Source organism: Pandoraea sp., assembly GCF_004297875.1.
In the GTDB taxonomy this organism is placed as follows: domain Bacteria; phylum Pseudomonadota; class Gammaproteobacteria; order Burkholderiales; family Burkholderiaceae; genus Pandoraea.
In genome coordinates, this window is sequence record NZ_SCSK01000067.1 from 80,187 (window position 1) to 102,799 (window position 22,613).

At 60.2% G+C, this 22,613-nt stretch carries 24 protein-coding genes; 8 read left to right on the forward strand and 16 right to left on the reverse strand.

The annotated features are described in order from the left end of the window. Positions 1–15: 15 nt before the first annotated feature. A complete protein-coding gene (locus EPN80_RS19485; protein ID WP_293031302.1) occupies positions 16–588 on the forward strand; it encodes a DUF1439 domain-containing protein in 573 nt (190 codons plus the stop codon). A 26-nt stretch (positions 589–614) separates the two neighbouring features. Here the strand turns inward: EPN80_RS19485 and EPN80_RS19490 are convergent, their stop codons facing one another. From EPN80_RS19490 to gcl, 5 genes are read right to left on the reverse strand one after another with little or no spacing between them, the layout of a single operon-like run. Further along, the gene (locus EPN80_RS19490; RefSeq protein WP_293031305.1) at positions 615–1,034 is read right to left on the reverse strand and encodes a heme-binding protein; all 420 of its coding nucleotides are present in this window, start codon (positions 1,032–1,034) and stop codon (positions 615–617) included. Between the two features lie 52 nt (positions 1,035–1,086). Further along, positions 1,087–2,406, reverse strand: coding sequence for a glycerate kinase (locus EPN80_RS19495; protein WP_293031308.1), 1,320 nt, complete (start codon positions 2,404–2,406; stop codon positions 1,087–1,089). Next, positions 2,407–3,288, reverse strand: coding sequence for a 2-hydroxy-3-oxopropionate reductase (glxR, locus tag EPN80_RS19500; RefSeq protein ID WP_293031310.1), 882 nt, complete (start codon positions 3,286–3,288; stop codon positions 2,407–2,409). A 49-nt stretch (positions 3,289–3,337) separates the two neighbouring features. Beyond that, positions 3,338–4,129 (reverse strand): hydroxypyruvate isomerase, encoded by a 792-nt coding sequence (hyi, locus tag EPN80_RS19505; protein WP_293031312.1) that lies wholly within the window; start codon positions 4,127–4,129, stop codon positions 3,338–3,340. A 50-nt stretch (positions 4,130–4,179) separates the two neighbouring features. Next, positions 4,180–5,949, reverse strand: coding sequence for a glyoxylate carboligase (gcl, locus tag EPN80_RS19510; protein ID WP_293031314.1), 1,770 nt, complete (start codon positions 5,947–5,949; stop codon positions 4,180–4,182). A gap of 125 nt (positions 5,950–6,074) precedes the next feature. Between gcl and EPN80_RS19515 the strand changes: the two genes are divergently transcribed. From EPN80_RS19515 to EPN80_RS19540, 6 genes are all read left to right on the forward strand, one after another. Beyond that, a complete protein-coding gene (locus EPN80_RS19515; protein ID WP_293031317.1) occupies positions 6,075–6,986 on the forward strand; it encodes a LysR family transcriptional regulator in 912 nt (303 codons plus the stop codon). A gap of 128 nt (positions 6,987–7,114) precedes the next feature. Continuing rightward, complete coding sequence (gene rpsF / locus EPN80_RS19520; protein WP_047214102.1) at positions 7,115–7,492, forward strand: 30S ribosomal protein S6; 378 nt, start codon at positions 7,115–7,117, stop codon at positions 7,490–7,492. A gap of 62 nt (positions 7,493–7,554) precedes the next feature. Then, positions 7,555–7,854, forward strand: a complete 300-nt coding sequence (gene priB, locus EPN80_RS19525; protein WP_293031322.1) for a primosomal replication protein N — start codon at positions 7,555–7,557, stop codon at positions 7,852–7,854. A gap of 2 nt (positions 7,855–7,856) precedes the next feature. After that, a complete protein-coding gene (gene rpsR / locus EPN80_RS19530) occupies positions 7,857–8,141 on the forward strand; it encodes a 30S ribosomal protein S18 (protein WP_047214100.1) in 285 nt (94 codons plus the stop codon). 30 nt (positions 8,142–8,171) lie between these two features. Then, the gene (gene rplI, locus EPN80_RS19535; protein WP_047214099.1) at positions 8,172–8,624 is read left to right on the forward strand and encodes a 50S ribosomal protein L9; all 453 of its coding nucleotides are present in this window, start codon (positions 8,172–8,174) and stop codon (positions 8,622–8,624) included. Positions 8,625–8,745: 121 nt separating this feature from the next. Further along, the gene (locus tag EPN80_RS19540) at positions 8,746–10,113 is read left to right on the forward strand and encodes a replicative DNA helicase (protein WP_047214098.1); all 1,368 of its coding nucleotides are present in this window, start codon (positions 8,746–8,748) and stop codon (positions 10,111–10,113) included. 16 nt (positions 10,114–10,129) lie between these two features. On the opposite strand, the gene EPN80_RS19545 is transcribed toward EPN80_RS19540, so the two are convergent. The 11 genes from EPN80_RS19545 to EPN80_RS19595 form a co-directional block, all read right to left on the reverse strand. Then, positions 10,130–10,771: a C40 family peptidase gene (locus tag EPN80_RS19545; RefSeq protein WP_293031329.1), complete on the reverse strand. Its 642-nt coding sequence runs from the start codon at positions 10,769–10,771 to the stop codon at positions 10,130–10,132. A 316-nt stretch (positions 10,772–11,087) separates the two neighbouring features. Beyond that, positions 11,088–12,767, reverse strand: coding sequence for a PhoH family protein (locus tag EPN80_RS19550; protein ID WP_293031332.1), 1,680 nt, complete (start codon positions 12,765–12,767; stop codon positions 11,088–11,090). Between the two features lie 187 nt (positions 12,768–12,954). Further along, on the reverse strand, positions 12,955–13,416 hold the full coding sequence (locus EPN80_RS19555) for a peroxiredoxin (RefSeq protein ID WP_293031335.1): 462 nt from the start codon (positions 13,414–13,416) through the stop codon (positions 12,955–12,957). Positions 13,417–13,472: 56 nt separating this feature from the next. Then, entirely contained in the window at positions 13,473–14,381 is a 909-nt protein-coding gene (locus tag EPN80_RS19560; RefSeq protein WP_293031338.1) for a polysaccharide deacetylase family protein, read from the reverse strand. A gap of 97 nt (positions 14,382–14,478) precedes the next feature. Further along, positions 14,479–15,522 (reverse strand): bifunctional UDP-4-keto-pentose/UDP-xylose synthase, encoded by a 1,044-nt coding sequence (locus EPN80_RS19565; RefSeq protein ID WP_293031342.1) that lies wholly within the window; start codon positions 15,520–15,522, stop codon positions 14,479–14,481. A 10-nt stretch (positions 15,523–15,532) separates the two neighbouring features. Then, on the reverse strand, positions 15,533–16,441 hold the full coding sequence (locus EPN80_RS19570; RefSeq protein ID WP_293031345.1) for a formyltransferase: 909 nt from the start codon (positions 16,439–16,441) through the stop codon (positions 15,533–15,535). A 34-nt stretch (positions 16,442–16,475) separates the two neighbouring features. Next, complete coding sequence (locus EPN80_RS19575) at positions 16,476–17,474, reverse strand: glycosyltransferase (RefSeq protein ID WP_293031348.1); 999 nt, start codon at positions 17,472–17,474, stop codon at positions 16,476–16,478. After that, entirely contained in the window at positions 17,471–18,622 is a 1,152-nt protein-coding gene (locus EPN80_RS19580; RefSeq protein WP_293031351.1) for a DegT/DnrJ/EryC1/StrS aminotransferase family protein, read from the reverse strand. The genes EPN80_RS19575 and EPN80_RS19580 overlap by 4 nt, the downstream gene beginning before the upstream one ends. A gap of 40 nt (positions 18,623–18,662) precedes the next feature. Beyond that, complete coding sequence (locus EPN80_RS19585; protein ID WP_293031354.1) at positions 18,663–19,034, reverse strand: SMR family transporter; 372 nt, start codon at positions 19,032–19,034, stop codon at positions 18,663–18,665. 4 nt (positions 19,035–19,038) lie between these two features. Continuing rightward, positions 19,039–20,727 (reverse strand): glycosyltransferase family 39 protein, encoded by a 1,689-nt coding sequence (locus EPN80_RS19590; protein ID WP_293031357.1) that lies wholly within the window; start codon positions 20,725–20,727, stop codon positions 19,039–19,041. After that, positions 20,724–21,110: an Mth938-like domain-containing protein gene (locus EPN80_RS19595; RefSeq protein WP_293031361.1), complete on the reverse strand. Its 387-nt coding sequence runs from the start codon at positions 21,108–21,110 to the stop codon at positions 20,724–20,726. The genes EPN80_RS19590 and EPN80_RS19595 overlap by 4 nt, the downstream gene beginning before the upstream one ends. Positions 21,111–21,384: 274 nt before the next feature. Here EPN80_RS19595 and EPN80_RS19600 point away from each other — a divergent pair, with 274 nt between their 5' ends. Further along, complete coding sequence (locus EPN80_RS19600; protein WP_293031364.1) at positions 21,385–22,611, forward strand: pyridoxal phosphate-dependent aminotransferase; 1,227 nt, start codon at positions 21,385–21,387, stop codon at positions 22,609–22,611. Positions 22,612–22,613: the final 2 nt, after the last annotated feature.

Below are 22,613 nucleotides of genomic sequence, written 5' to 3' on the forward strand. Positions count from 1 at the left end.
CAAATTCATCCCCCCATGCCTCGACGCCGCTTTCTGAAAATTGCGCTCGGCAGCAGCGTATTGGCGCTGGCGCCATTGCCCGCGCTGGCGTCGCCCACATTTCCGTTCATTCCTGATCACTACACCTTCTCGCGTGCGCAGGTGCAAGCCGCGGTGGCCCGGAAGTTCCCGTTTCACCGAGCCGTGCCGCAGGTGTTTTCAATGGATCTGACACATCCCGAAATCGCTTTGCAGCCGGCCGAAAACCGGTTGGCCTTGACGGTAGATGCGGTCATCAGCAGCCCGTTCATGGTGCCGCAAACGTTGAACGGGACTTTTGTGTTGGTAGGGGGGCTCGCTTACAACGAAGCAACCCTCTCGGTCGTGGTGCGTGACCCGGCAGTTACCCAGGCCGATTTCGGGCCGGCCACCGCGATGTACGGCCAGCAGATCGATATGGCGGCCAATATGCTGGCGAGCCAGGTCCTGCAGAATTACCCGATCTATACGTTCAAGCCCGACCAACTCACCTTCGCCGGTGTGCAATTTCAACCCGGCACGATCACGGTCGTGCCGGCCGGCGTGCGGGTTGAAATCGTCGAACGCTGAAGCCCGGGATATTTGTTGAGTGCGGCCTATGCGACCTTGGCCTGTGATGCCAGCAGAGCGGCAACGCCGGCTTGGGCGACTTGCGCGTCCTGGCCCGGCTTGACGCCGGAGACACCGACGGCGCCGATACAGCTGCCGTCCACGATCACCGGTTCACCGCCCTCGAGCGCGGTTATCGGCATCGATAGCGCGGCATAGCGGCCCTGGTTGACCATCTCTTCGAACGCCTTGCTTGGGCGCCGAGATACAGCCGCGGTGCGAGCTTTGCCTGCGGCGATTTCCGCCGATATCGGCGACGCGCCGTCCAGGCGCTGCAGCCACAGCAGATGGCCGCCGTCGTCACAAATAGCGATGGTAACGGGCCACTGATGGCGAATGGCTTCGGCCGCAGCTGCGTCGGCCATCCGGCGGGCATCGTCCAGAGTCAGCATCGAACGGGTTTGCATAGGAAATCTCCTGCTTCATTGTCTGGCATCCTGGTCGGGGGCGAACCGGCAATCATTCGATCAGGATGGCCCGGAAATCGTTGACGTTGGTTCGTGTGGGCTGCGTTACCACCAGGTCACCCAAGGCGGCGAAAAAAGTGTAGCCGTCGTTGTTCTGCAGGTGGCTTTTGGGTGACAGGCCGGCGGCGGCCGCGCGCGTCAGCGTGTCGGGGCCGAGCAGGCAACCTGCGTTGTCTTCGGTGCCGTCGATCCCGTCGGTGTCGCAGGCAATCGCATGTACGCCAGGCAGGCTGGCGCCGCGTCCGTCGTCGAGCGCGGCAGTCAGTGCCAGCAGGAATTCGGCATTACGCCCGCCGCGGCCGCCGCCGCGCACCGTCACGGTGGTCTCGCCGCCGGACAGCAGCAGGCATGGCCGCTCGAACGGCTGGCCGTGCGCGAGGATTTGCCGCACGATGCCGGCATGCACCAATGCCACGTCGCGCGCCTCGCCCTCGAGGCAATCCGACAGTATGTGCGCGGTAATGCCATGGGCTTGCGCATGGCGCGCGGCAGCCTCCAACGCTTCCTGGGCCGTGGCGATCGTCGCGTGCGTGGCGTGGCGCAGCCGCGCATCCCCCGGTTTGGGCGTTTCGCCGGCGCCGGAGATCAGGTAATCGCGCACGTTGCCGGGCACGTCGATCTGGTACTTCTCCAATACCGCCAACGCGTCCGCGCAGGTTGTTTCGTCGGCCAGGGTAGGGCCGGACGCGATGATGGCGGGGTCATCGCCGGGAATATCGGAAATCAGCAGCGTATGCACGCGCGCCTGGCCGCAGGCAAGCGCCAGACGTCCGCCCTTGATGGCCGACAGATGCTTGCGCACGCAATTCATTTCGAAGATGGTCGCGCCCGAGCGCAGCAGCGCCTTGTTGAGCGCCTGTTTTTGCGGCAGCGTGATGCCGGGGGCGGGCAGCGACAGCAATGAGGAGCCGCCGCCCGAGATCAGGCAGAGCACCAGATCGTCCTCGCTCAATCCTTTGACCATCTCCAGCATGCGCTTGGCGGCCTGCCAGCCGGCCTCGTCGGGCACCGGATGTCCGGCCTCCACGACCTCGATATGACGGCATGGCGCGCCGTGCTGGTAGCGGGTGACGACCAGGCCCGAGAGCGGACCTTGCCAATGTTGTTCGACGGCTTGCGCCATCGATGCGGCGCCTTTGCCGGCGCCGATCACAATAGTGCGGCCGCGCGGTGCCGGCGGCAGATGCTGAGCCAGGCAGCGCGCGGGCGAGACGGCCTCGACCGCATGCTGGAACAGAGACAGCAAAAACGTGCGGGGTTCCAGGGCAGCGGCGTTGCCAGCCGCTGCCACCGCTTGCGGGCGAGCCGACATTTACGCCACCGTATGGTTGGACATCAATTCCAATGCGCGCACCAGCCCGGAGTGATCCCAAGCCGCGCCGCCATTGGCTGCGCAGGTATTGAACAACTCCTGGCAGGTTGCCGTGTTTGGCAAGGCGACGCCCAGCGAGCGCGCGCTTTGCAAGGCCAGATTCAAATCCTTTTGATGAAGGGCGATGCGAAAACCCGGTTCGAAATTGCGCTTGACCATGCGCTCGCCATGCACTTCGAGAATGCGGGACGAAGCGAACCCACCCATCAGCGCGGCACGCACCTTGGCGGGGTCGGCGCCGGCCTTGGAGGCGAACAGTAACGCCTCGCCGACCGCTTCAATGGTCAGCGCAACGATGATCTGATTGGCGACCTTGCAGGTCTGCCCGGCGCCGGTGTCGCCAACCAGCGTAATGTTCTTGCCCATCAGTTCGAAGAACGGCCTGACATCGTCGAACGCGCTTTGCGAACCACCTACCATGATGGTCAGCGAGGCCGCCTTGGCGCCGACTTCGCCGCCGGAGACCGGCGCATCGAGATATTCGCAGCCTAGCGCCTTGACCTTTTTCGCGTATTCCTTGGTCTCGATCGGTGAAATCGAGCTCATGTCGACCACGATCTTGCCCTTGGACAGACCTTCTGCCGCACCGTTTTCTCCGAACAGGACGGCGCCCACGTCAGGCGTATCCGGCACCATGATGAAGATGATATCGGCGCGTTTGGCAACTTCCTTGGGCGACGTGCAGCAGGTTGCCTGACCATCGATCAGCTCTTGCGGCGGCGTCTTGCGATCGCAGATAAACAGCTTGTGTCCGGCGTCTTGCAGATGCTTCGCCATCGGCGCGCCCATGATGCCAAGGCCAATAAAACCGAGTTGTGCCATGGTGTGACTCCTCTAGTGAATAAAATTATCGGGTGGGTTATGTCGCCGCTCAGGCAGCCTGACGCAACTCGGCCTGCTTGAGCCAGCCGAGCCCGTCGACGGTGGTGGTGGCCGGCTTGTACTCGCAGCCGATCCAGCCGTCGTAGCCGATGCGATCGAGAAAATCGAACAGGAACGGGTAATTGATTTCACCCGTGCCCGGCTCGTTGCGACCGGGGTTGTCTGCGAGTTGTACATGCTTGATGCGCGCCAGGTGTGTCTCGATGGTCTTGGCCAACTCGCCTTCCATGCGCTGCATGTGATAGATGTCGTACTGGACGAACACATTGTCGGAGCCGGTGGCGTCGATCAGGTCCAACGCTTGCTTGGTTCCGCTAAGGTAAAAGCCGGGAATATCGAATGTATTGATCGGTTCGATCAGCAAACGGATACCTTCGGCCTTCAACTGGTCGGCGGCAAAGCGCAGATTATCGACGACGGTCGTGCGGATCTTTTCCGCATCGACGTCGACCGGGCGGCGACCGATCAGGCAATTCAATTGCTTCACGCCCAATGCCTTGGCGTACACGATTGCCTCGCCCACGCCGTCGCGGAATTCCCCGACGCGCTCCGGCAGGCAGGCGATGCCACGCTCGCCGGCTTCCCAGTTGCCGGCCGGCAGATTGTGCAGCACCAGATCGAGCTGGTACTGATTCAGCTTGTCGGCGATCTGGTCGCGGTGAAACGCATACGGAAACAAAAACTCCACGCCGCGAAAGCCCGCTGCGGCGGCGGCTTTGAAGCGATCCAGAAAGGGCGCTTCGTTGAACAGCATGGTCAGGTTGGCGGCGAATTTTGGCATCTCGCGACTCCTAGATAAAAATGGACGGGACTCGAATCGGACTCGGACGTTCAGGCCGTCTCACAGGCCGCTTCGTCTTCCACGATGTCGAGCACTTCCTCGAATTCGGTCACGTTGTTGATTTCCGTGCCCATGGCGATGTTGGTCACGCGCTCCAGGATGACCTCCACGATGACCGGCACCGAGAACTCGGCCATCAACTCGCGCGCTTGCGCAAAAGCAGGCTGGATATCTTCCGGCTTAAACACGCGAATCGACTTGCAGCCCAAGCCCTCGGCGACCTTGACATGGTCGACGCCGTAGCCATTGAGCTCGGGCGCGTTCACGTTCTCGAAAGCCAATTGCACGCAATAGTCCATGTCGAAATTGCGCTGTGCCTGGCGGATCAGGCCCAGGTACGAGTTGTTGACCACGACGTGGATGTACGGCACCTTGAACTGGGCGGCGGCCGCCAGCTCTTCGACCATGAACTGGAAGTCATAGTCGCCCGACACCGCAACCACGTCGCTCTCGGGCGAGGCGACCTTGACGCCGATGGCGGCCGGGGCGGTCCAACCCAGCGGGCCCGCCTGACCGCAGTTGATCCAGTGGCGCGCGTGGTTGACGCGCAGGAATTGCGCGGCGGCGATTTGCGACAGGCCAATGGTGCTGACATAGCGTACGTCGCGGCCGAAGAACGCGTTCATTTCCTGGTAGACACGTTGCGGCTTGACAGGCACGTTGTCGAAATCCGACTTGCGCAACATGGTGCGCTTGCGCTTCTGGCACTCAGCGACCCACGCCTTGCGGCACGGCAGGCGCCCGGCCGTTTTCCATTCGCGCGCGACTTCCACGAACAGCTTGAGCGCAGCACCGGCGTCGGAGACGATGCCATAGTCGGGACCGAATACCCGGCCAATCTGCGTCGGCTCGATATCGATGTGGACGAATTTTCGGCCCTTGGTGTAGACATCGATACTGCCGGTATGACGATTGGCCCAGCGATTGCCGATGCCCATCACGAAATCGGAGGCAAGCAGCGTGGCGTTGCCGTAGCGGTGCGACGTTTGCAAGCCCACCATGCCGGCCATCAGCGGGTGATCATCAGCAATCGCGCCCCAGCTCATCAGCGTCGGCACGACCGGCACGTTCACCAGCTCGGCGAATTCGACGAGCAGATCGGCCGCATTGGCGTTGATCACGCCGCCACCGGACACCAGCAGCGGACGTTCGGCCTCGATCAGCATCGTCAGCGCCTTTTCGATTTGCGCGCGCGTGGCCGCCGGCTTGTAGACCGGCAGCGGCTCGTAGGTGTCAGGATCGAATTCGATCTCGGCCATTTGAACGTCGATCGGCAAGTCGATCAGCACCGGGCCGGGGCGGCCTGAGCGCATCAGGTGGAATGCCTGCTGGAACACGCGCGGCACCAGCGCCGGCTCGCGCACCGTGACGGCCCATTTGGTCACCGGCTTGGCGATCGATTCGATGTCGACGGCCTGGAAATCTTCCTTGTACAGGCGTGCGCGCGGCGCTTGCCCGGTAATGCACAAAATCGGAATGGAATCGGCCTGGGCCGAGTAAAGTCCGGTAATCATGTCGGTGCCTGCCGGCCCCGAGGTGCCAATGCAAACGCCAATGTTGCCGGGCGCAGCTCGCGTATAACCCTCGGCCATGTGGGAGGCGCCTTCGACATGGCGCGCCAGCACGTGGTCGATGCTGCCGGCTCGGCGAAGTGCGGCATAAAACGGGTTGATGGCGGCCCCCGGAACGCCGAAGGCGTTGGTAATGCCTTCCTTTTCCAGCACGCGCACCGCGGCGTCGACTGCGGTCATCTTTGCCATGATTCTTTCTCCTCCAGATGGTGGGTGATATCTCTGGCAATCAATGTAATACTTGATGTTTTGTTTGATAAGATAATAAATACTCGTTTTTTTAGAGACTAAAAGTATCGAACAGGGGGGCACACATGGATCGCTTCAAGCAAATCGAAACTTTCGTGCAGGTCGCGGATGCGGGTAGTCTGGCCGCTGCGGCCCTGCGCGAAGGCGTGTCGCCGGTAATCCTGGGCAGGCGTATCGACGCCCTGGAGAAGCGGCTTGGCATCAAGCTGATGTACCGCTCGACGCGGCGGCTGGTGCTGAGCGAGGAGGGCGGCGCGTTCCTGGAACGCTGCAAGCAGCTATTGGGCGAATGGGAATTGGCGGAGAACGAAATCAGTGCCGGGCGGCATGCCGTGTCGGGTCACTTGATCGTATCGGCGCCGGCGGCTTTCGGCCGCAAGCATGTCGCCTCGCATGCGCCGTCGTTTCTGAAGCAGTACCCCGAAGTCCAGCTTTCTTTCAATCTGACTGATCGCGTGGTCGATCTGGTGCGGGAAGGCTACGACCTTGGGATTCGCATCGGCGGCGCGGTCGATCCAAATTTCGTGGCGGTCAAATTGTCTCAAAACCGCCGTGTGGTGTGCGGCACGCCAGCCTATTTCGCCCGCTACGGCCGCCCCAAGACGCTGGAGGATCTTGGCAAGCACAATTGCCTGGCGTTCAATCTGCAAGGCGGGCAGCAACGCGGCTGGTATTTTCGCCGGCAGGGCAAGACGGTCACCATACGGGTCGACGGCAATCTCGATTGCAACGACGGCGAGTTGCTGCATCGCTGGGCGCTAGAGGGGTTGGGGTTGGGTTGGCGCTCGACCTGGGAGATCCAACGCGAGTTGGCCAGTGGAGAGCTGGAAACGGTGCTCGATGACTACGCGCTGCCTGATTACGATATCCTCGCGGTCTATCCTCAGCAACGCTTTCAGCCGGCGCGTGTTCGACTGTTCATCGAGCACCTGCGCGCCATTTACGCCAAACCGAACTACTGGCTGGAGAACGACTAGGCGGCATCAGTCGTTGTCAAACCGCGGTTTAGCTTGAGAAAATGGGAAAAACCCGATAAAATCAAGCGTTTTGCAACCTTGCCGCACTGGTCTTGGCGCCCAGGTGGCTTTATCCATAAGGAGCGTACATGCGTCATTACGAAATCGTATTTATCGTCCACCCCGATCAAAGCGAGCAGGTGCCTGCGATGATCGAGCGGTACCGTGGCATGGTGGAAGCCCGTCAGGGCAAGATCCACCGCGTCGAGGACTGGGGTCGTCGGCAACTGGCCTACATGATCGAAAAGCTCGCCAAGGCGCACTATGTGTGCATGAATATCGAGTGCGATCAGGAGACCCTGGATGAGCTGGAACACGCGTTCAAGTTCAACGACGCCGTGTTGCGCCATCTTTTCATCAAGATGAAGAAAGCGGAAACCGCGCCTTCGCCGATGATGAAGGAAGTGCAGCGCGAAGAGGCTCGCAAGGCCCAGCCGGCGGCCAGCACTGAAGCGCCCGCCGCCTGAGCGACAAACCAGGATTAGCGACTACACCAGGACATGATGCGCGCTTTGCGCGGGTTGCGGGAGTGAACCGGTTACAGCTTGAAGCCAGTGTCGTCGAAATGGGGCCTTTGCGATACACCCCAGCGGGTATTCCCGCCGTCGAGTGCACACTGACGCATGCCGGATCGGCACTCGAAGCAGGTACGCCGCGTCAGATCGAATTCAATATTTCTGCGGTTGCATTGGGCGAAATCGTTGAACGCGTGATGACGCTGGGACTGGGGCAACCGGTCCGGCTGAGTGGATTTCTGGCTCGCAAGTATCGTAACAGCCGCACCTTGGTGTTTCACATTACAGCATTGCAAGAAATTGGAAGGGATTGAACATGCCACGTCCTAACGGTAAAGGTAACAAAAAATTCGACCGCCGCCGCCAACAGCAGAATCCGCTGTTCAAGCGCAAGAAATTCTGCCGCTTCACGGTCGCCGGTGTCGAACAGATCGATTACAAAGACATCGAAACGCTGAAAGATTTCATCGGCGATAACGGCAAGATCACGCCGGCCCGTCTGACGGGTACCAAGGCTCACTATCAGCGTCAGCTCGACACCGCGATCAAGCGTGCGCGCTTCCTGGCCCTGTTGCCTTATACCGATCTGCACTCGGCTTAATCGGCTGACGGCTGCTAAGGAGAATTCAAGATGCAAGTGATTTTGCTGGAGAAAGTGGTCAACCTGGGTAACTTGGGCGACGTCGTTCGCGTCAAGGACGGCTTCGCGCGCAATTTCCTGATTCCTCAGAAAAAAGCCCGCCGTGCCACCGACGTCGCGATGAAGGAATTCGAAGCGCGTCGCGCCGAGCTGGAAAAGGCTGCTGCCGAGAAGCTGGCGGCTGCGCAGAGCCAGGGCGAGAAGCTCAGCGGCCTGACCGTGCAAATCGTGCAGAAGGCTGGTGTTGATGGGCGCCTGTTCGGGTCGGTCACCAACGCCGACATTGCCGAAGCGCTGCAAAAGCAGGATTTCGCTGTCGAGAAAATGCAAGTCCGCCTGCCGAATGGCCCGCTCAAGACCGTGGGCGACTTCCCGGTTCAAGTGTCTCTGCACACCGACGTGCTGGTCGATGTAACGGTATCAGTGTTGGGCGAGCACGTGTAAGCGTCACTCAGCCCCGCAAAGGCAGAACACGGGTGACCGGTTCTGCCTTTTTTATTTGCCGATGATTTTCCGCCCCCGAGCTCGTGGGCATGCCCGCGGCGCAACGCTATAATCTCCCTCCATGAATGCCCCAGACCCCCAGCTCGAATCCCTGAAAGTCCCGCCGCACTCGATCGAGGCAGAGCAATCCGTGCTCGGCGGCCTGTTGCTCGATAACAGTGCCTGGGACCGCGTCGGCGACTTCCTGGGGGAACACGATTTTTACCGCTACGATCACCGGCTGATTTACCAGCACATTGGTCGGCTGGTCGCGCAGGATCGTCCCGCTGACGTGATTACTGTGTACGAATCGCTGACCACTGCCGGCAAGGCCGAAGAGGTGGGCGGTCTGGCGTACATCAATGCGCTGGCGCAGAACACCCCGAGCGCCGCCAATATCCGGCGCTATGCGGAAATCGTGCGCGATCGGGCGGTGCTGCGCAAGCTGGTCTCGGTGGCCGACGAGATCGCCAGCGACGCATTCAACCCACAGGGCAAGGAAGTCCGGCAGATGCTCGACGAAGCCGAGTCAAAAGTATTTGCCATCGCCGAGGAGGGCGCGCGCGGGAATCAGGGTTTTCTGGAGCTGCAACCCTTGCTCGCGCAGGTGGTTGAGCGGATCGACGAGCTTTATCACAGCGAGAACCAGAATGACGTAACCGGCGTGCCGACCGGCTTTACCGATCTGGACCGGATGACCTCGGGCCTGCAGGGCGGCGATCTGGTCATTGTGGCCGGCCGACCCTCGATGGGTAAAACAACGTTCTCGATGAACATCGGCGAACACATCGCGGTCGAGGAGGGGCTACCGGTAGCGGTATTTTCGATGGAAATGCCGGGCACCCAGCTTGCCATGCGGATGTTGGGCTCGGTCGGTCGTCTCGATCAGCATCGGTTGCGTACCGGCAGGCTGACCGATGAGGACTGGCCCAAGCTAACGCACGCGATGCAGAAAATGAACGACACGCAGCTTTTCGTCGACGAAACGCCAGCGCTCAATCCGATGGAACTGCGTGCGCGCGCGCGGCGTTTGGCTCGCCAGTGCGGCAAACTGGGCCTGATCATCATCGATTATTTGCAGCTGATGTCCGGCTCCAGTTCCGGGGAAAACCGGGCCACGGAAATCTCGGAGATCTCGCGCTCACTCAAGGCCCTGGCCAAGGAGTTGAATGTTCCTGTAATTGCCCTGTCGCAGCTCAACCGCGGTTTGGAGCAACGCCCGAACAAGCGACCCGTGATGTCGGATTTGCGTGAATCCGGCGCCATCGAGCAGGACGCCGACGTAATTCTCTTTATCTACCGCGACGAAGTTTACAACCCGGATTCGCCTGACAAGGGGACGGCGGAAATCATCATCGGCAAACAGCGTAACGGGCCGATCGGTACAGTGAGGCTGACTTTCATCGGCGCATATACCAAATTCGACAATTTCGCCGGGCAGAACTACTGATGTCGGACGCCGGAAGTCAATAGGCGTTGCTGGCAAAACGCGCGATCGGGTCGCTATCGTTACCGTCATTCTTGCCGGCACGATCGCTCGCCGGCGTGTTATCGGCTTGCGCCGGCTGAGTGACCGCGGGCGATTGGGGCTGGGGCTCCGGCTGCGCGACCTGTGCCGTGGGCGCAGAACGCGCCTCCAGCGTGCCGACCTCGGCGGGAGCACGCTGTGCGGCCACGCGCCGCGCGCCGTTGTAATGCGCAATCCAATAGGGGAGATTCATGTTCGCAAGGCTGACCGTGCCGCCGGTTTTGGGGGCGTGGACGAATAAACCTTTGCCGACATAGATACCGACATGGGAGTCGGGGCGACCGTCGGTATCGAAAAATACCAGATCTCCCGAGGCAAGATTCTGAGGACTGACTGGTGCGCCGATCGTGCTCATTTGCGCGGCCGTGCGCGGCAGATCGACCCCCGCGGCCCGCTGCACGACGTACTTCACCAGGCCACTGCAATCGAAGCCGGAGGCAGGCGTATTACCGCCCCAGCGATAAGGCACGCCAACCAGTCCCATGGCTTCGAGCGTAATCTCTTCTTGTCCGGCGCTATGATCGGCACCGAATGGGCCGGTGCGATAGCCGTAGCTCGACGCGTGGCGAGACGTTGGCACGCTCGAGCAGGCCGCCAGCAAAGAGGCTGTTGCCAGCGCCGCCAGCAACCGATGTGCTTTGAGGCCGCGGCAAGAAGCAATGGATGGTAAGCCCGACGAGCCAGGCGATAACGTGACCGGCATTGAATGTTATTCACGCGTTACGTCAGATATCTCGCATAGTACGTTGTTTTTTTTGAGATTGGAGGTTTTGGTATATTTTCCCGGCAACGATGCGCGGATTTTGTCGCTTTATCGTCACAACGCATGATCGATCGCGCTCAATGAAAATGGCGCCCCTCTTGCGAGCGGGCGCCATTGGACCGGCGTTTTGCGGCTAGAGAATTTCGGCCGCGTAGTCGGCCAGACGGGAGCGCTCGCCGCGCGCCAGCGTAATATGGCCGCTGTGTCCCCAGCCTTTGAAGCGGTCGACCACGTAGGTCAGTCCTGAACTGCCCTCTGTCAGGTAAGGCGTATCGATTTGCGAGATATTGCCCAGACAAATAAGCTTGGTGCCCGGGCCGGCCCGGGTAACGAGCGTCTTCATCTGTTTGGGAGTCAGGTTCTGCGCTTCATCGATGATGACGAACTTGTTGACGAAGGTTCGGCCTCGCATGAAATTCATGCTTTTGACTTTCAGGCGGGTACGGATCAGCTCCTGGGTGGCCGCGCGGCCCCATTCTCCGGCAGTGTCGTCGGTCTTTTGCAGGACTTCGAGATTATCGTCGAAGGCGCCCATCCAGGGCTGCATTTTCTCCTCCTCGGTACCGGGCAGAAAGCCGATATCCTCGCCAACCGGAACCGTGGCGCGCGTCACGATAATTTCGTTGTAACGCTTGTCGTCAAGCACCTGCGCCAACCCGGCGGCAAGCGCGAGCAGCGTCTTGCCGGTACCCGCCTGGCCCAACAGGGTGATGAAATCGACCTCCGGATTCATCAGCAGGTTAAGTGCGAAATTCTGTTCCCGGTTGCGTGCGGTGATACCCCAAACGTTGTTTTTGTGGTGCCCGTAGTCGCGCAGGGTCTGCAGCAGCGCCGTCTTGCCGTTGATTTCCCTGACTTGGGCATAGAACGGCGCTTCACCATTGGCCGACTCCAGATAAACGAACTGGTTGATCAGAAAGGCAGCGCATAGTGGTCCGGTGACGCGATAGAACGTGGTGCCGGAGCGATTGTCCTGCCAGCTTTCCATTCCTTTGCCGTGCCGCGTCCAGAAGTCCTGCGGCAATGCCATTACGCCGGAATACAACAGGTCGCTGTCCTCCAGCACCTTGTCGTTGAAATAATCTTCAGCCGGCAGGCCCAATGCATGCGCCTTGACCCGCATGTTGATGTCTTTCGACACCAGCACGACCTGCCGATCCAGGTGCTTGTTCTGCAGGGCGCGCACAACGCCCAGAATCTGATTGTCCGCTTTGCCTTGTGGCAAACCCTCGAGCGGCTCCGCTTGCGGTAGATCGGTCTGAAAGTAAAGTCGGCCCCGCGCTTCCTGGTTGCCCAGGCGAGACAGCAAAATGCCATCGGCCATCGACTTGGTGCTTTCCGCGACCAGCAGCGCATCCAGTGTCCGGCTCACCTGCCTCGCGTTGCGGGCGACTTCCGACATGCCCTTCTTGTGATTGTCGAGTTCCTCCAGCGTCATCATCGGCAGATAGACGTCATGTTCCTCGAAGCGGAACAGGCTGGTCGGGTCGTGCATCAGAACGTTGGTGTCCAGCACGAACAGCTTGGCTGGTTCGGCGGCTTTCTGACGGGCCGCGCGGCGGGCCTTGGTGGCTGTTTTCTCCAATTCGCCGGATTTCTCCAGGCTGATGGAAGACACCGGCGCTCGGGCGACCGGGTTGCGGCTTTGTGGCGCCGAGGGGGCGCTGGCTTGGCCTCCGCTTTCGCTCAGGGACGCATGTTCTGCGGCAGGGACGGGCTTCTTTGTGTCGGTACGAGAGGGTTTCAGACGAGTTGAGAACTGATCCGGGGTCAAAAGCGAGCCCGGTTTAGTCGGGGCGGGTGGCAGAGGCATAGATTTCCCGTTCAAGTAGTACACCAGCCTCCGGCGCAACGTGCTGCGCCGGAGCAACAAAAAGCCGCCTGCCCGGACGCTCCGGAGAGGCGGCTTGCCCGCGTGACGCCGCTGCTGCATCGTTGCGGCGCCGACAACCTTTGAGTTCTTCGTTGCGCTCGATCATTACGATCGACTATAACGCCACTTATAACGCTTGTACAGCAGCCAGCACATCCGCGACATGTCCAGGCACCTTGATGCCACGCCACTCCTGGCGAAGCACTCCGTCGGCATCGATCAGGAAGCTGCTGCGCTCGATACCCCGTACTTCTTTGCCATACATTTTTTTCATCTTGATGACATCGAACAATTGACATACCGCCTCATCCTGATCAGACACCAGGGGGAATGGCAGTCCGAGCTTGTTCTTGAAATTGTCGTGGGATTTGAGGCTGTCACGGGAGATCCCGATGATTTCCGCGCCGGCCTGTTTGAATTTCGGGTACAGATCGCGAAATTCCATGCCCTCGGCGGTACATCCGGGCGTGTTGTCCTTCGGATAGAAATAGACGACCAGCTTGGTGCCTCGGTGGGCGCTCAACGAAAAATCTCCGCCAGTGGCGGGGGCGCTGAAATCGGGCACGGGTTTGTTGAGTACGACCGTCAAAATGCGCTCCTTTTTATGTAGGGACTGGGGCCCCCAGGGTATCGACGCTGCCGCGCTCACGCTTGCGCTGCTGCGCCTTGCAAAATCAACTCGCCTGCACGTCCAGGAATTTCCCCCCAGACTACAGGACATGCCGGGAGTGAGTGAGTATCCAGAGTCGCATAATAATCGCCCATGGAGACGAGTTGGTGACCTTGGCGCTGCCAGCCGGCGAGCAGCTCGCCGAAGATCGGCGCCAACTTTTGACCCTCGAGTTCGGCATGCAGAGTAAAGACATGATTCTGCATGGAATTCTCGGTGCGGGCGAGTATGTCGGCCGCCACCGCCGCGGCGTCGCGCCCATCGACCCCGAGCAACTCATCCAGTGTCGGCAGCGTCGTGGGCAACTGGACGTGCGATAACCGTTTGCCGCCGACGATCGGGAAATGGGGATGGGTTCCTCGACCGTCGGATGCGTAGCGCAACTGCCAGGCGTCCAATTGAGCAAAGGCGAAGTCGTTCATTTGCCAGCCTGCCGCGCCATGGGTCGCGGGCGGCTCGCCAAAGATGTCGGCGAAGCGCTGGTAGGCAAGCGACATTTGGCGTTGTGTCCAGGCACCATCGCGCAGACGCACATTATCCTGCCAGTAAACGTGATCCCATGTGTGGATGCCGATTTCATGCCCGGTGGCCTGCGTCGCATGCATCTGCGCGGCTGCGCGACGGCCAATGTCAGGACCTGGCAGCAACGTGCCATACAGCAGCGTTTTGATGCCGTAATGCTCGAGCACCGAAGTGCGGGATACTTTCTGCAGAAATCCGGGCCGGAAAACCCGTTTGAGCGCCCAACCCGTGTGATCCGGACCCAGGCTGAACAAAAATGTCGCGCGCGCTCTGGCCTGCTCGAGCAAGCCCAGCAGCGTGGGAACGCCTTCCCGGGTGCCGCGTAGCGTATCGACGTCGATTTTGAGGGCGATGATGGCCATGATTTATGGTGGAGGGGCGCCCGACTGGGCGCCCGGCAGCCCGCGCGCGCATGTCCCGCGGCATGGGCGCGGTGATGAGTGTTTCCGGCGCGCCGGATCAGTCGACCAATTGTCGTGCTTCGGCGACGTGCCCCTGGTAGGCTTCGAAAATCTTGCGCAGCGCGTCGTCCATCGACGTGGTCGGCTTCCAGGCAAGATCCGCCATCGTATTATCGATCTTCGGCACGCGATTTTGCACGTCCTGGTAGCCGTTTCCATAGTACGCGTTGGACGACGTTTCGACGAGTTGGACCTGTCTCGCGCTATCTCGGTACTCAGGGTACTCTGCAGCCAGTTTGAGCATCATGTGAGCCAGCTCGCGAACCGAGTAGTTATTGGCCGGGTTGCCGATGTTGTATATCTTGCCGCTCGCGATACCGTTAGGGTTGTCGATGATGCTTACCAGCGCCTCGATACCATCGTCGATATAGGTGAAGGCACGTTTTTGCTGCCCACCGTCGACCAGGCTGATGTTCTCGCCCCGCACGATATGCCCGAGAAATTGCGTCACGACGCGCGACGATCCTTCTTTGGGGGTATAGATCGAATCGAGCCCCGGGCCGATCCAGTTGAACGGGCGGAACAGTGAGAAATTCAGGCCGTCCTGCATGCCGTAACCCCAGATCACGCGGTCCATCAATTGCTTCGAACAGGCATAGATCCAACGTGGCTTATTGATCGGGCCATACACCAGCGACGATTGCTCGGGGTCGAATTCGGCGTCGCCGCACATACCGTACACCTCCGAGGTCGACGGAAACACCAGATGCTTCTTGTACTTGGCGGCCGAGCGCACGATCGGCAGGTTTGCTTCGAAATCGAGTTCGAACACCCGCAACGGCTGTTTCACGTAGGTCGCAGGCGTGGCGATGGCAACGAGAGGCAGGATCACGTCACATTTGCGGATGTGATATTCGACCCATTCCTTGTTGATGGTGATGTCACCCTCGAAGAAGTGCATGCGCTCATGGTTGAGCAGATCGCCGAGGCGGTCGGTCAACATGTCCATTCCGTAGACTTCCCAGTCGGTGGTCTCGAGAATGCGCTTTGACAAATGGTGACCGATAAACCCATTTACCCCGAGGATCAGGACTTTTTTCATGGTATTGCGTTCAGTAAATTAAGCGGGACACTTCCGCCGGGGCGATGGGCGCCCCATTGTGCAGTAGCTCGTGAATGGCGACGGCGCGATGATCGCCGCAAACGCCAAATAGCGCATTATCCACCACCTGCAGGCCCAAGGGCAAACCTTGAAGCGCCGGCATGTCAGGCGCAAGGCGCGCCTGCGCGATGATGAAACGGTGATTTGCGGCGTCGCAGAAGGCACCCGGATAGGGCGGCGCGACCGCGCGAATAAGATTGTAAACCCGCTGGGCGGATAGCGACCAGTCGATGCGGCCGTCTTCCGGCTTGCGTCCGCCAAAATAGCTGCCGGCCGCCAGATCGTTTTCGAGCCTCGGCGCGGTGCCTGCGATCAGGTCCGGGAGGACGCGCCAGAGCGTTTGCTCGGCGGCAACGGTGACTTTATCGAACACCTCGGCTGCCGTGTCGTCCGGCAAGATCGGCACTGCGGTTTGCGCAACTATTGCACCGGCATCGGGTTTGGCGGCCATTTCGTGCAGCGTGGCGCCCGTTTCGGTCTCGCCATGCAGTACAGCCCAATTGACCGGCACGCGACCGCGATAGTGCGGCAACAGCGACCCATGCATATTGAATGCACCGCGCCGGGCCAGCGCCAGCAAGGCGGGCGGCAGCATATGGCGGTAATAGAAGGAGAAGATGAAATCCGGCCCAATGGCCTCGATCCGTCGAAACAAGGCCGGATCGCGCGGGTCCTCCGGGGTGACGATCGGGATGCCATGCTCGGCAGCGGCCTGGGCCACGCTGCCGAACCAGATGTTCTCGTTGGGATTGTCCTCGTGGGTCACCACCAGTGCAACGTCAACGCCACGCGCGAGCAGCACGCGCAGGCAGCGCAGGCCGACATTGTGATAAGCGAATACAACGGCGCGCGAATTCATTCACTTCCTCGAGGAGGCAACAGTATCGATGGGGTCACCGCCGGCCGGCCGCATGGCGCTCCAGCGTGCTGGCCACATGCTCCTGCGCGGCCGGCCCTTCGCCATCTTCGAGAATCGCCTGCACCAGAAAACGCGGCCGTTGCCGGACTTGCTGATAAATGCGGCCGATATATTCGCCAAGAATGCCAATGCCGAACAGAATGACCCCGAGCAGGAAGAACGTAATGGCGAACAGCGTAAAAACCCCTTGGACTTCCGCGCCCAACAGAAAGCGCCGCAGCATCAGCAGCACGAACAAGCCCGCGGACACCAGCGAGAGCGCCATGCCGATGGCGGCAAGCCATTGCAGCGGCACGACCGAGAAACCGGTTACGAGATCGAAATTCAGGCGGATCAGGCTGTATAACGAATATTTCGATTCCCCGGCAAAGCGCTCTTCGTGAGCGACCTCGATTTCCACCGGGTTCTGCGCGAACGTATATGCCAACGCGGGGATGAACGTATTGATTTCGCGGCATTGATTGATGGTATCAATGATGTGCCGGCTATAAGCGCGCAACATGCAGCCCTGATCAGTCATCCGGATATGGGTGATTCGCTCGCGCAAGCGGTTCATCATGCGCGAGGCATTGCGCCGGAACCAGGAATCGCGCCGATTGCGGCGAATCGTGCCGACGTAGTCGTGACCGGCCTGAATCTTTTCGACCAGATTGGGAATTTCCTCGGGCGGGTTTTGCAGATCGGCGTCCAGCGTCACGACGATTTCGCCACGGGTCTGCTCGAATCCGGCCAGGATCGCCATGTGCTGCCCATAATTGCCGTTGAACAACACCACGCGCGTGACATCGGGCCGAGCCCGGAATTGCTCGCCGAGAATCGCCGCGGAGCGATCGCGGCTGCCGTCGTTGATAAAGACAATCTCGTAGGATAAGTCCATCTGATCGAGCGCCGGGTAAAGCCGTGCAAATAGCGCGGCCAAGCCGGCCTCTTCGTTGTATACGGGGATGACGACGGAGAGTTGCGGTCGATTCATTTTTTATATTTTAGGCAGATAGCATTGACGGCCAGGCACACGCGTTCGACATCCGCGTCGCTCATTGCGGGGAACAGGGGCAGCGTGAGGATTGCCCGGCCCGCCCGCTCCGCGTTCGGGAACATGCCATCGCGAAAGCCCAGCCCACGATAAAGTTTAAAAAGATGAATTGCCGGGTAGTGTACCCCGCTTCCGATGCCCCGTTCCTTCAGTTGTGTCATAAAGCCGGCCCGATCGAGCGTCAAACGCTCCAGCGGCAGCATGATTTGGAACATGTGCCAGTTGGTATTGGCAAAGTCGGCAGGCGGTAACTGGACACCGCATTCCGCAGCGGCGCCGCTGGTGAGGCCATCGAAATAGCGCCGTGCCAATTCGGTGCGGCGAGCGTTGAATTCATTCAGGCGCTTCAATTGAGCGCGCCCGACGCAAGCCGCGACGTCGGTCAAATTGAATTTTCCTCCCAGCACGTCGACCTCCATACCGTCCATGCCGATGCGGCTTACGCCTTGCAGGCGATATTTCTCGGCGAGGCGCGCTTCGTCTTCGTTGTTCAGCACCAGGGCGCCGCCTTCGATTGAGGTGATGTTCTTGTTCGGATGAAAGCTGAATGATACGAAATCGCCAAAAGCGCCGATCCGCTTGCCACCCCATTGTGAGCCGATCGCCTGCGCCGCGTCTTCGATCACCCGCAGGCGGTGCCGTCTGGCGATGTCGTAAAGGCGGTCCATATCGACCGGCAGACCAGCCAGGTAGACCGGCATGATGGCGCGCGTGGCGGGCGTGATCGCCGCCTCGATGCGTGACAGATCGATATTGCGCGTCACCGGATCGATATCGACAAAAACCGGTTTGGCGCCGACCTCGAGAATGGTATTGCTGGTGGCCACCCATGACAGCGGCGTCGTAATCACTTCGTCGCCCCGACCAATGCCGGCGATGCGCAACGCGATCTCCATGGTTGCCGTGCCGGAATTGAAGGTGCGCACCGGGCGCCCCCCGAAAAGCTGAGAGAGCTCCGTCTCGAAGGCCTGGACTTGCGGGCCCGAGGTAATCCAGCCTGAACGCAATACATCACCGACCTCGGCAATGGTTTGCTCGTCGAGGGTGGGTCGGGTGAACGGCAGGAAAGGCTGGTCCGAAGGGTTCATCTGTATGAATCGAGTTATCTGTAGAAGGTATCGGCAGGCGTTAGCTGCGCGCCAATATGTATACGCCGACGAGAATGATGCCGATTCCAATTAAGCGTTGCAAGCTGAGCGCCTCGCCGAACAAGTACCACGCGGCCAGCGCATTGACTACGTAACCCAGCGAAAGCATTGGATAGGCCAGCGAAACCTGTACGCGCGAGAGCGCCAGAATCCATACCACCACACTGACTGCGTAGCAGGCCAGACCACCCAGAATCGGCAACTGGGTGGCGAGCTTGATGCCGATGGGCACGATATTGGCACGCGTGAAGGCCAGTGTGCCGATTGTGTCGGCACCTGCTTTCAGTAACAGCTGGGCGCAGGCATTGAGCAATACGCCCGTCAGCACAAGAGAGAAGGTGACGAGGTTCATGATGTCAGGGCTGGGGCTTTTCCACGATGACGCGACGTGCGTCGCGGGCGATCACCTGCATGGGCACATGCTGGTTTTTCAGGTTTTCGTAAATGGGCGGGCTGATCAGCGCGAGCGCTTTGGGCTCGCTGTCCCAGCGTTTGATGAACGCCGGAATTGTCGGAATCCATTTTTGCGGCTCCTGCGAGATACCGAACGCGAGTTCGTCCTCGAACGCCACCATCGTCATGGTGCGGCGCAGGTAGAACGGCATGGTGTGGTCCAGCATGCCCACCGAATAGAACGGCGTGTCAGGCCCAAGGCGCGTCATGGCGTTTTTTACGGCCGGGACCAGCAGGACGCCGGAGCTGTTGCGACCGAATACCTCATGTCCCGAGCCGCCGATCATGGCCAGCGCGAACATGCCGGCGCTAAACGCGATCAGTGCGCGGCGCACGCTGTGACGATTAAGGCGCCACGCGAGCACGATACCCACCATGGCGGCGGCGTATGCGGCATAAAGCCACAGCCGAAATTCCTGATACAGGACCAGCGGGTTCTTAGCACTGCCATGGCGCGCGCCGAAAATCGCCGTGAGCACCGCCACCAGCACCAGCAACACCGCGTATCCGGCCAAATGACGCTTGAACCGCTCGGCGGTCAGTTGCGACAGGTAAAGTCCGATCAGCATGGCCAGCGCCGGAGCGATCGGGAGAATGTATGAAATCAGCTTGGAGCTGGAGATACTGAAAAAAACAAAAATGAAGCCGGTCCACACCCAGAGCAGCGTCACCGGGGCGAAGCCGTTGGGCTGGCGCGGCATCCTGCGCGTGAATGCGGCGGTTTGCCACATGACGCTGACCCACGGCAAAAAGCCGACCAGCAGCACGGGCACGAAATAATAAAAGGGGCCTTCGCGACGCGCGTAATCGGTCAGAAACCGTTTGAAATGCTGGTCGACGAAGAAAAAGTAGGCAAATTCGGGGTTGTGGATCGAGACCAGAATGAACCACGGGGCCGAAATAGCCAGAAAAATCAGTAGGCCGCTGACAATGTAGGCGCGCTTCCAGACCGCCCAGTCACGCGAAATCAGCGAGTACAAAACCAGCACGCCGCCAGGCAACACAATGCCGATCAGCCCTTTGCTCAATACCGCCAGCGCCATGCCGGCCCAGCACAGCCACATCCAGCGGCGCACCTGGGCGTTTGGCAACTGCGGACGTTGGGCGAGCAACATCGCGCACAATGAAATCTCCATCATGAACGTCACGCCCATGTCGAGCACGTTGAAATGGCCCAGCAACCCCCACATCGGCGCCCCGATCAGCACCAGCACTGTCATCAGGCCCGTGCGAGCGTTGAATACGCGCTTGGCGGTGTAACCGGCCAGCAGAATGCCGCCAAAACCGGTCAGCGCGGTCCATAGGCGCGCCTGCCACTCGCCCAGGCCGAACCACATGAACGTCAGCGCATTCATCCAGGTCTGCAGCGGCGGCTTTTCGAAATATTTGTAGCCGTCGTAGCGCGGCGTGATCCAGTCGCCGGAGGCCAGCATTTCGCGGGCCATTTCGGCATAGCGGCCCTCGTCGCTGGCAATCAGGTGACGGTAATTGAGCGTGCCGAACCAAACCAACGAGAAGAGGAACAACAACAGCCAGAAAGCGGGGCGGGAGAGCGGGAAACGATCTTGAGTTTGTGTCGAAGAGTCTGTCACGCGGAGGTCTCGTTTTCGATCAGGAGAACGGCGGTTACCTTGCGGCCTTCCGCCATGAGGATGTTGTAGGTGCGGCATGCTGCCTGGAAATCCATGGTTTCCACGCCGATGCGCACGCTCGTGAGTGCGCTGGTGAGGCGGGGATGGGGAAACCGCAGGTGCTGGCCGCTACCGAAAATGACCACTTCCGGCGCGCCGTCGAGCAGGGCCGCGAAATGCTCTGGCTGCAACGCGGCGAAAGAGTTCACCGGCCAAACCTGCACCGGGCCGGTCGGCGCGACGATGATGCTGTGCGTGAAGCGCTGCTTGTTGATATCGACATAATCGGGCCCATATGCCGTGACGGCATTGTTGGCCTGAAGTGACTCCTGGTGTAGTTTCAAGGTCGGTGGTCCGCAAATGGCTGCCGCCGACGGGTCAGCGCCGTCGGTGGCAATGTGTTGACGATGGTTTTTCGGACAGCGCTTGAATGCCGCAATGTGCCGCGCATCATGCCGCTACTGCCAGGCCGCGTCAATAATGCGTTGCCGAACTCTGTCATAATTCGCTAAATTATAACTTTTTGCGATTCGCCGGCGGCTACGGCCTCTGCGATGCAGCATTGGGCAGCCGCCAGGCGCGCTGTCTCCCCCCGATCCCGCCGAGAAAGCCGACGCTGTGAAACCGATCCAGAAATCCCAGAAGCTGCAAAACGTCTGTTACGACATTCGCGGCCCGATACTCGAACATGCGAAGCGCATGGAAGAAGAAGGGCACCGCATCATCAAGCTGAATATCGGCAACCTGGCGCCGTTCGGTTTCGAGGCGCCGGACGAGATTGTGCAGGACATGATCCGCAACCTGCCGTCATCGTCCGGCTATTCCGACTCGCGCGGCATCTTCTCGGCGCGCAAGGCGATCATGCACTATATGCAGCAGAAAAACGTGCGCGATGTGCAGCTCGACGATATCTACCTCGGCAATGGCGCCTCGGAACTCATCGTGATGTCGATGCAGGCTTTGCTCAACACGGGCGATGAAGTCCTGGTGCCCGCGCCGGATTATCCGCTTTGGACCGCGGCGGTGAGTCTCTCTGGAGGCACGCCGGTGCATTACATATGTGACGAGCAGGCTGATTGGCAGCCCGATCTGGACGATATCCGCCGAAAAATCACGCCGAACACGCGGGCCATCGTCGTGATCAATCCCAACAACCCGACCGGTGCGCTCTATTCCGACGAGCTGCTGCGGGAGATCGTCGAGCTGGCACGGCAGCATCAATTGATCATTTACGCCGACGAGATTTACGACAAGATCCTCTACGACGGCGCCAAGCACACATCGATCGCCGCACTGTCCGACGACGTGCTCACGGTGACCTTCAACGGACTGTCGAAAAGCTACCGCTCGTGCGGTTATCGCGCGGGCTGGATGGTCGTGTCGGGCGACAAGCGGCATGCGCAGGACTACATCGAGGGGCTCAACATCCTGGCGTCGATGCGCCTGTGCCCCAATGTGCCGGGACAATACGCGATCCAGACCGCGCTGGGCGGCTACCAGAGCATCAACGACCTGATCGTGCCCGGCGGGCGGCTATACAAGCAGCGCGAACTCGCGCACAAGCTGCTCACCGAGATTCCCGGCGTTTCATGCGTCAAGCCCAAGGCCGCGCTATATCTGTTCCCGAAACTCGATCCGGCGGTCTATCCGATCAAGGACGATCAAGCCTTCATTCTCGAATTGCTGCTCGAAGAGCGCGTGCTGCTGGTGCAAGGCAGCGGCTTCAACTGGCAGCAGCCGGATCACTTCCGCGTCGTGTTCCTGCCCAACGAAGACGACTTGCGCGATGCCATTGGACGCATCGCCCGGTTTCTGGACGGATACCGGCGGCGCCACAGTGCCTGAGC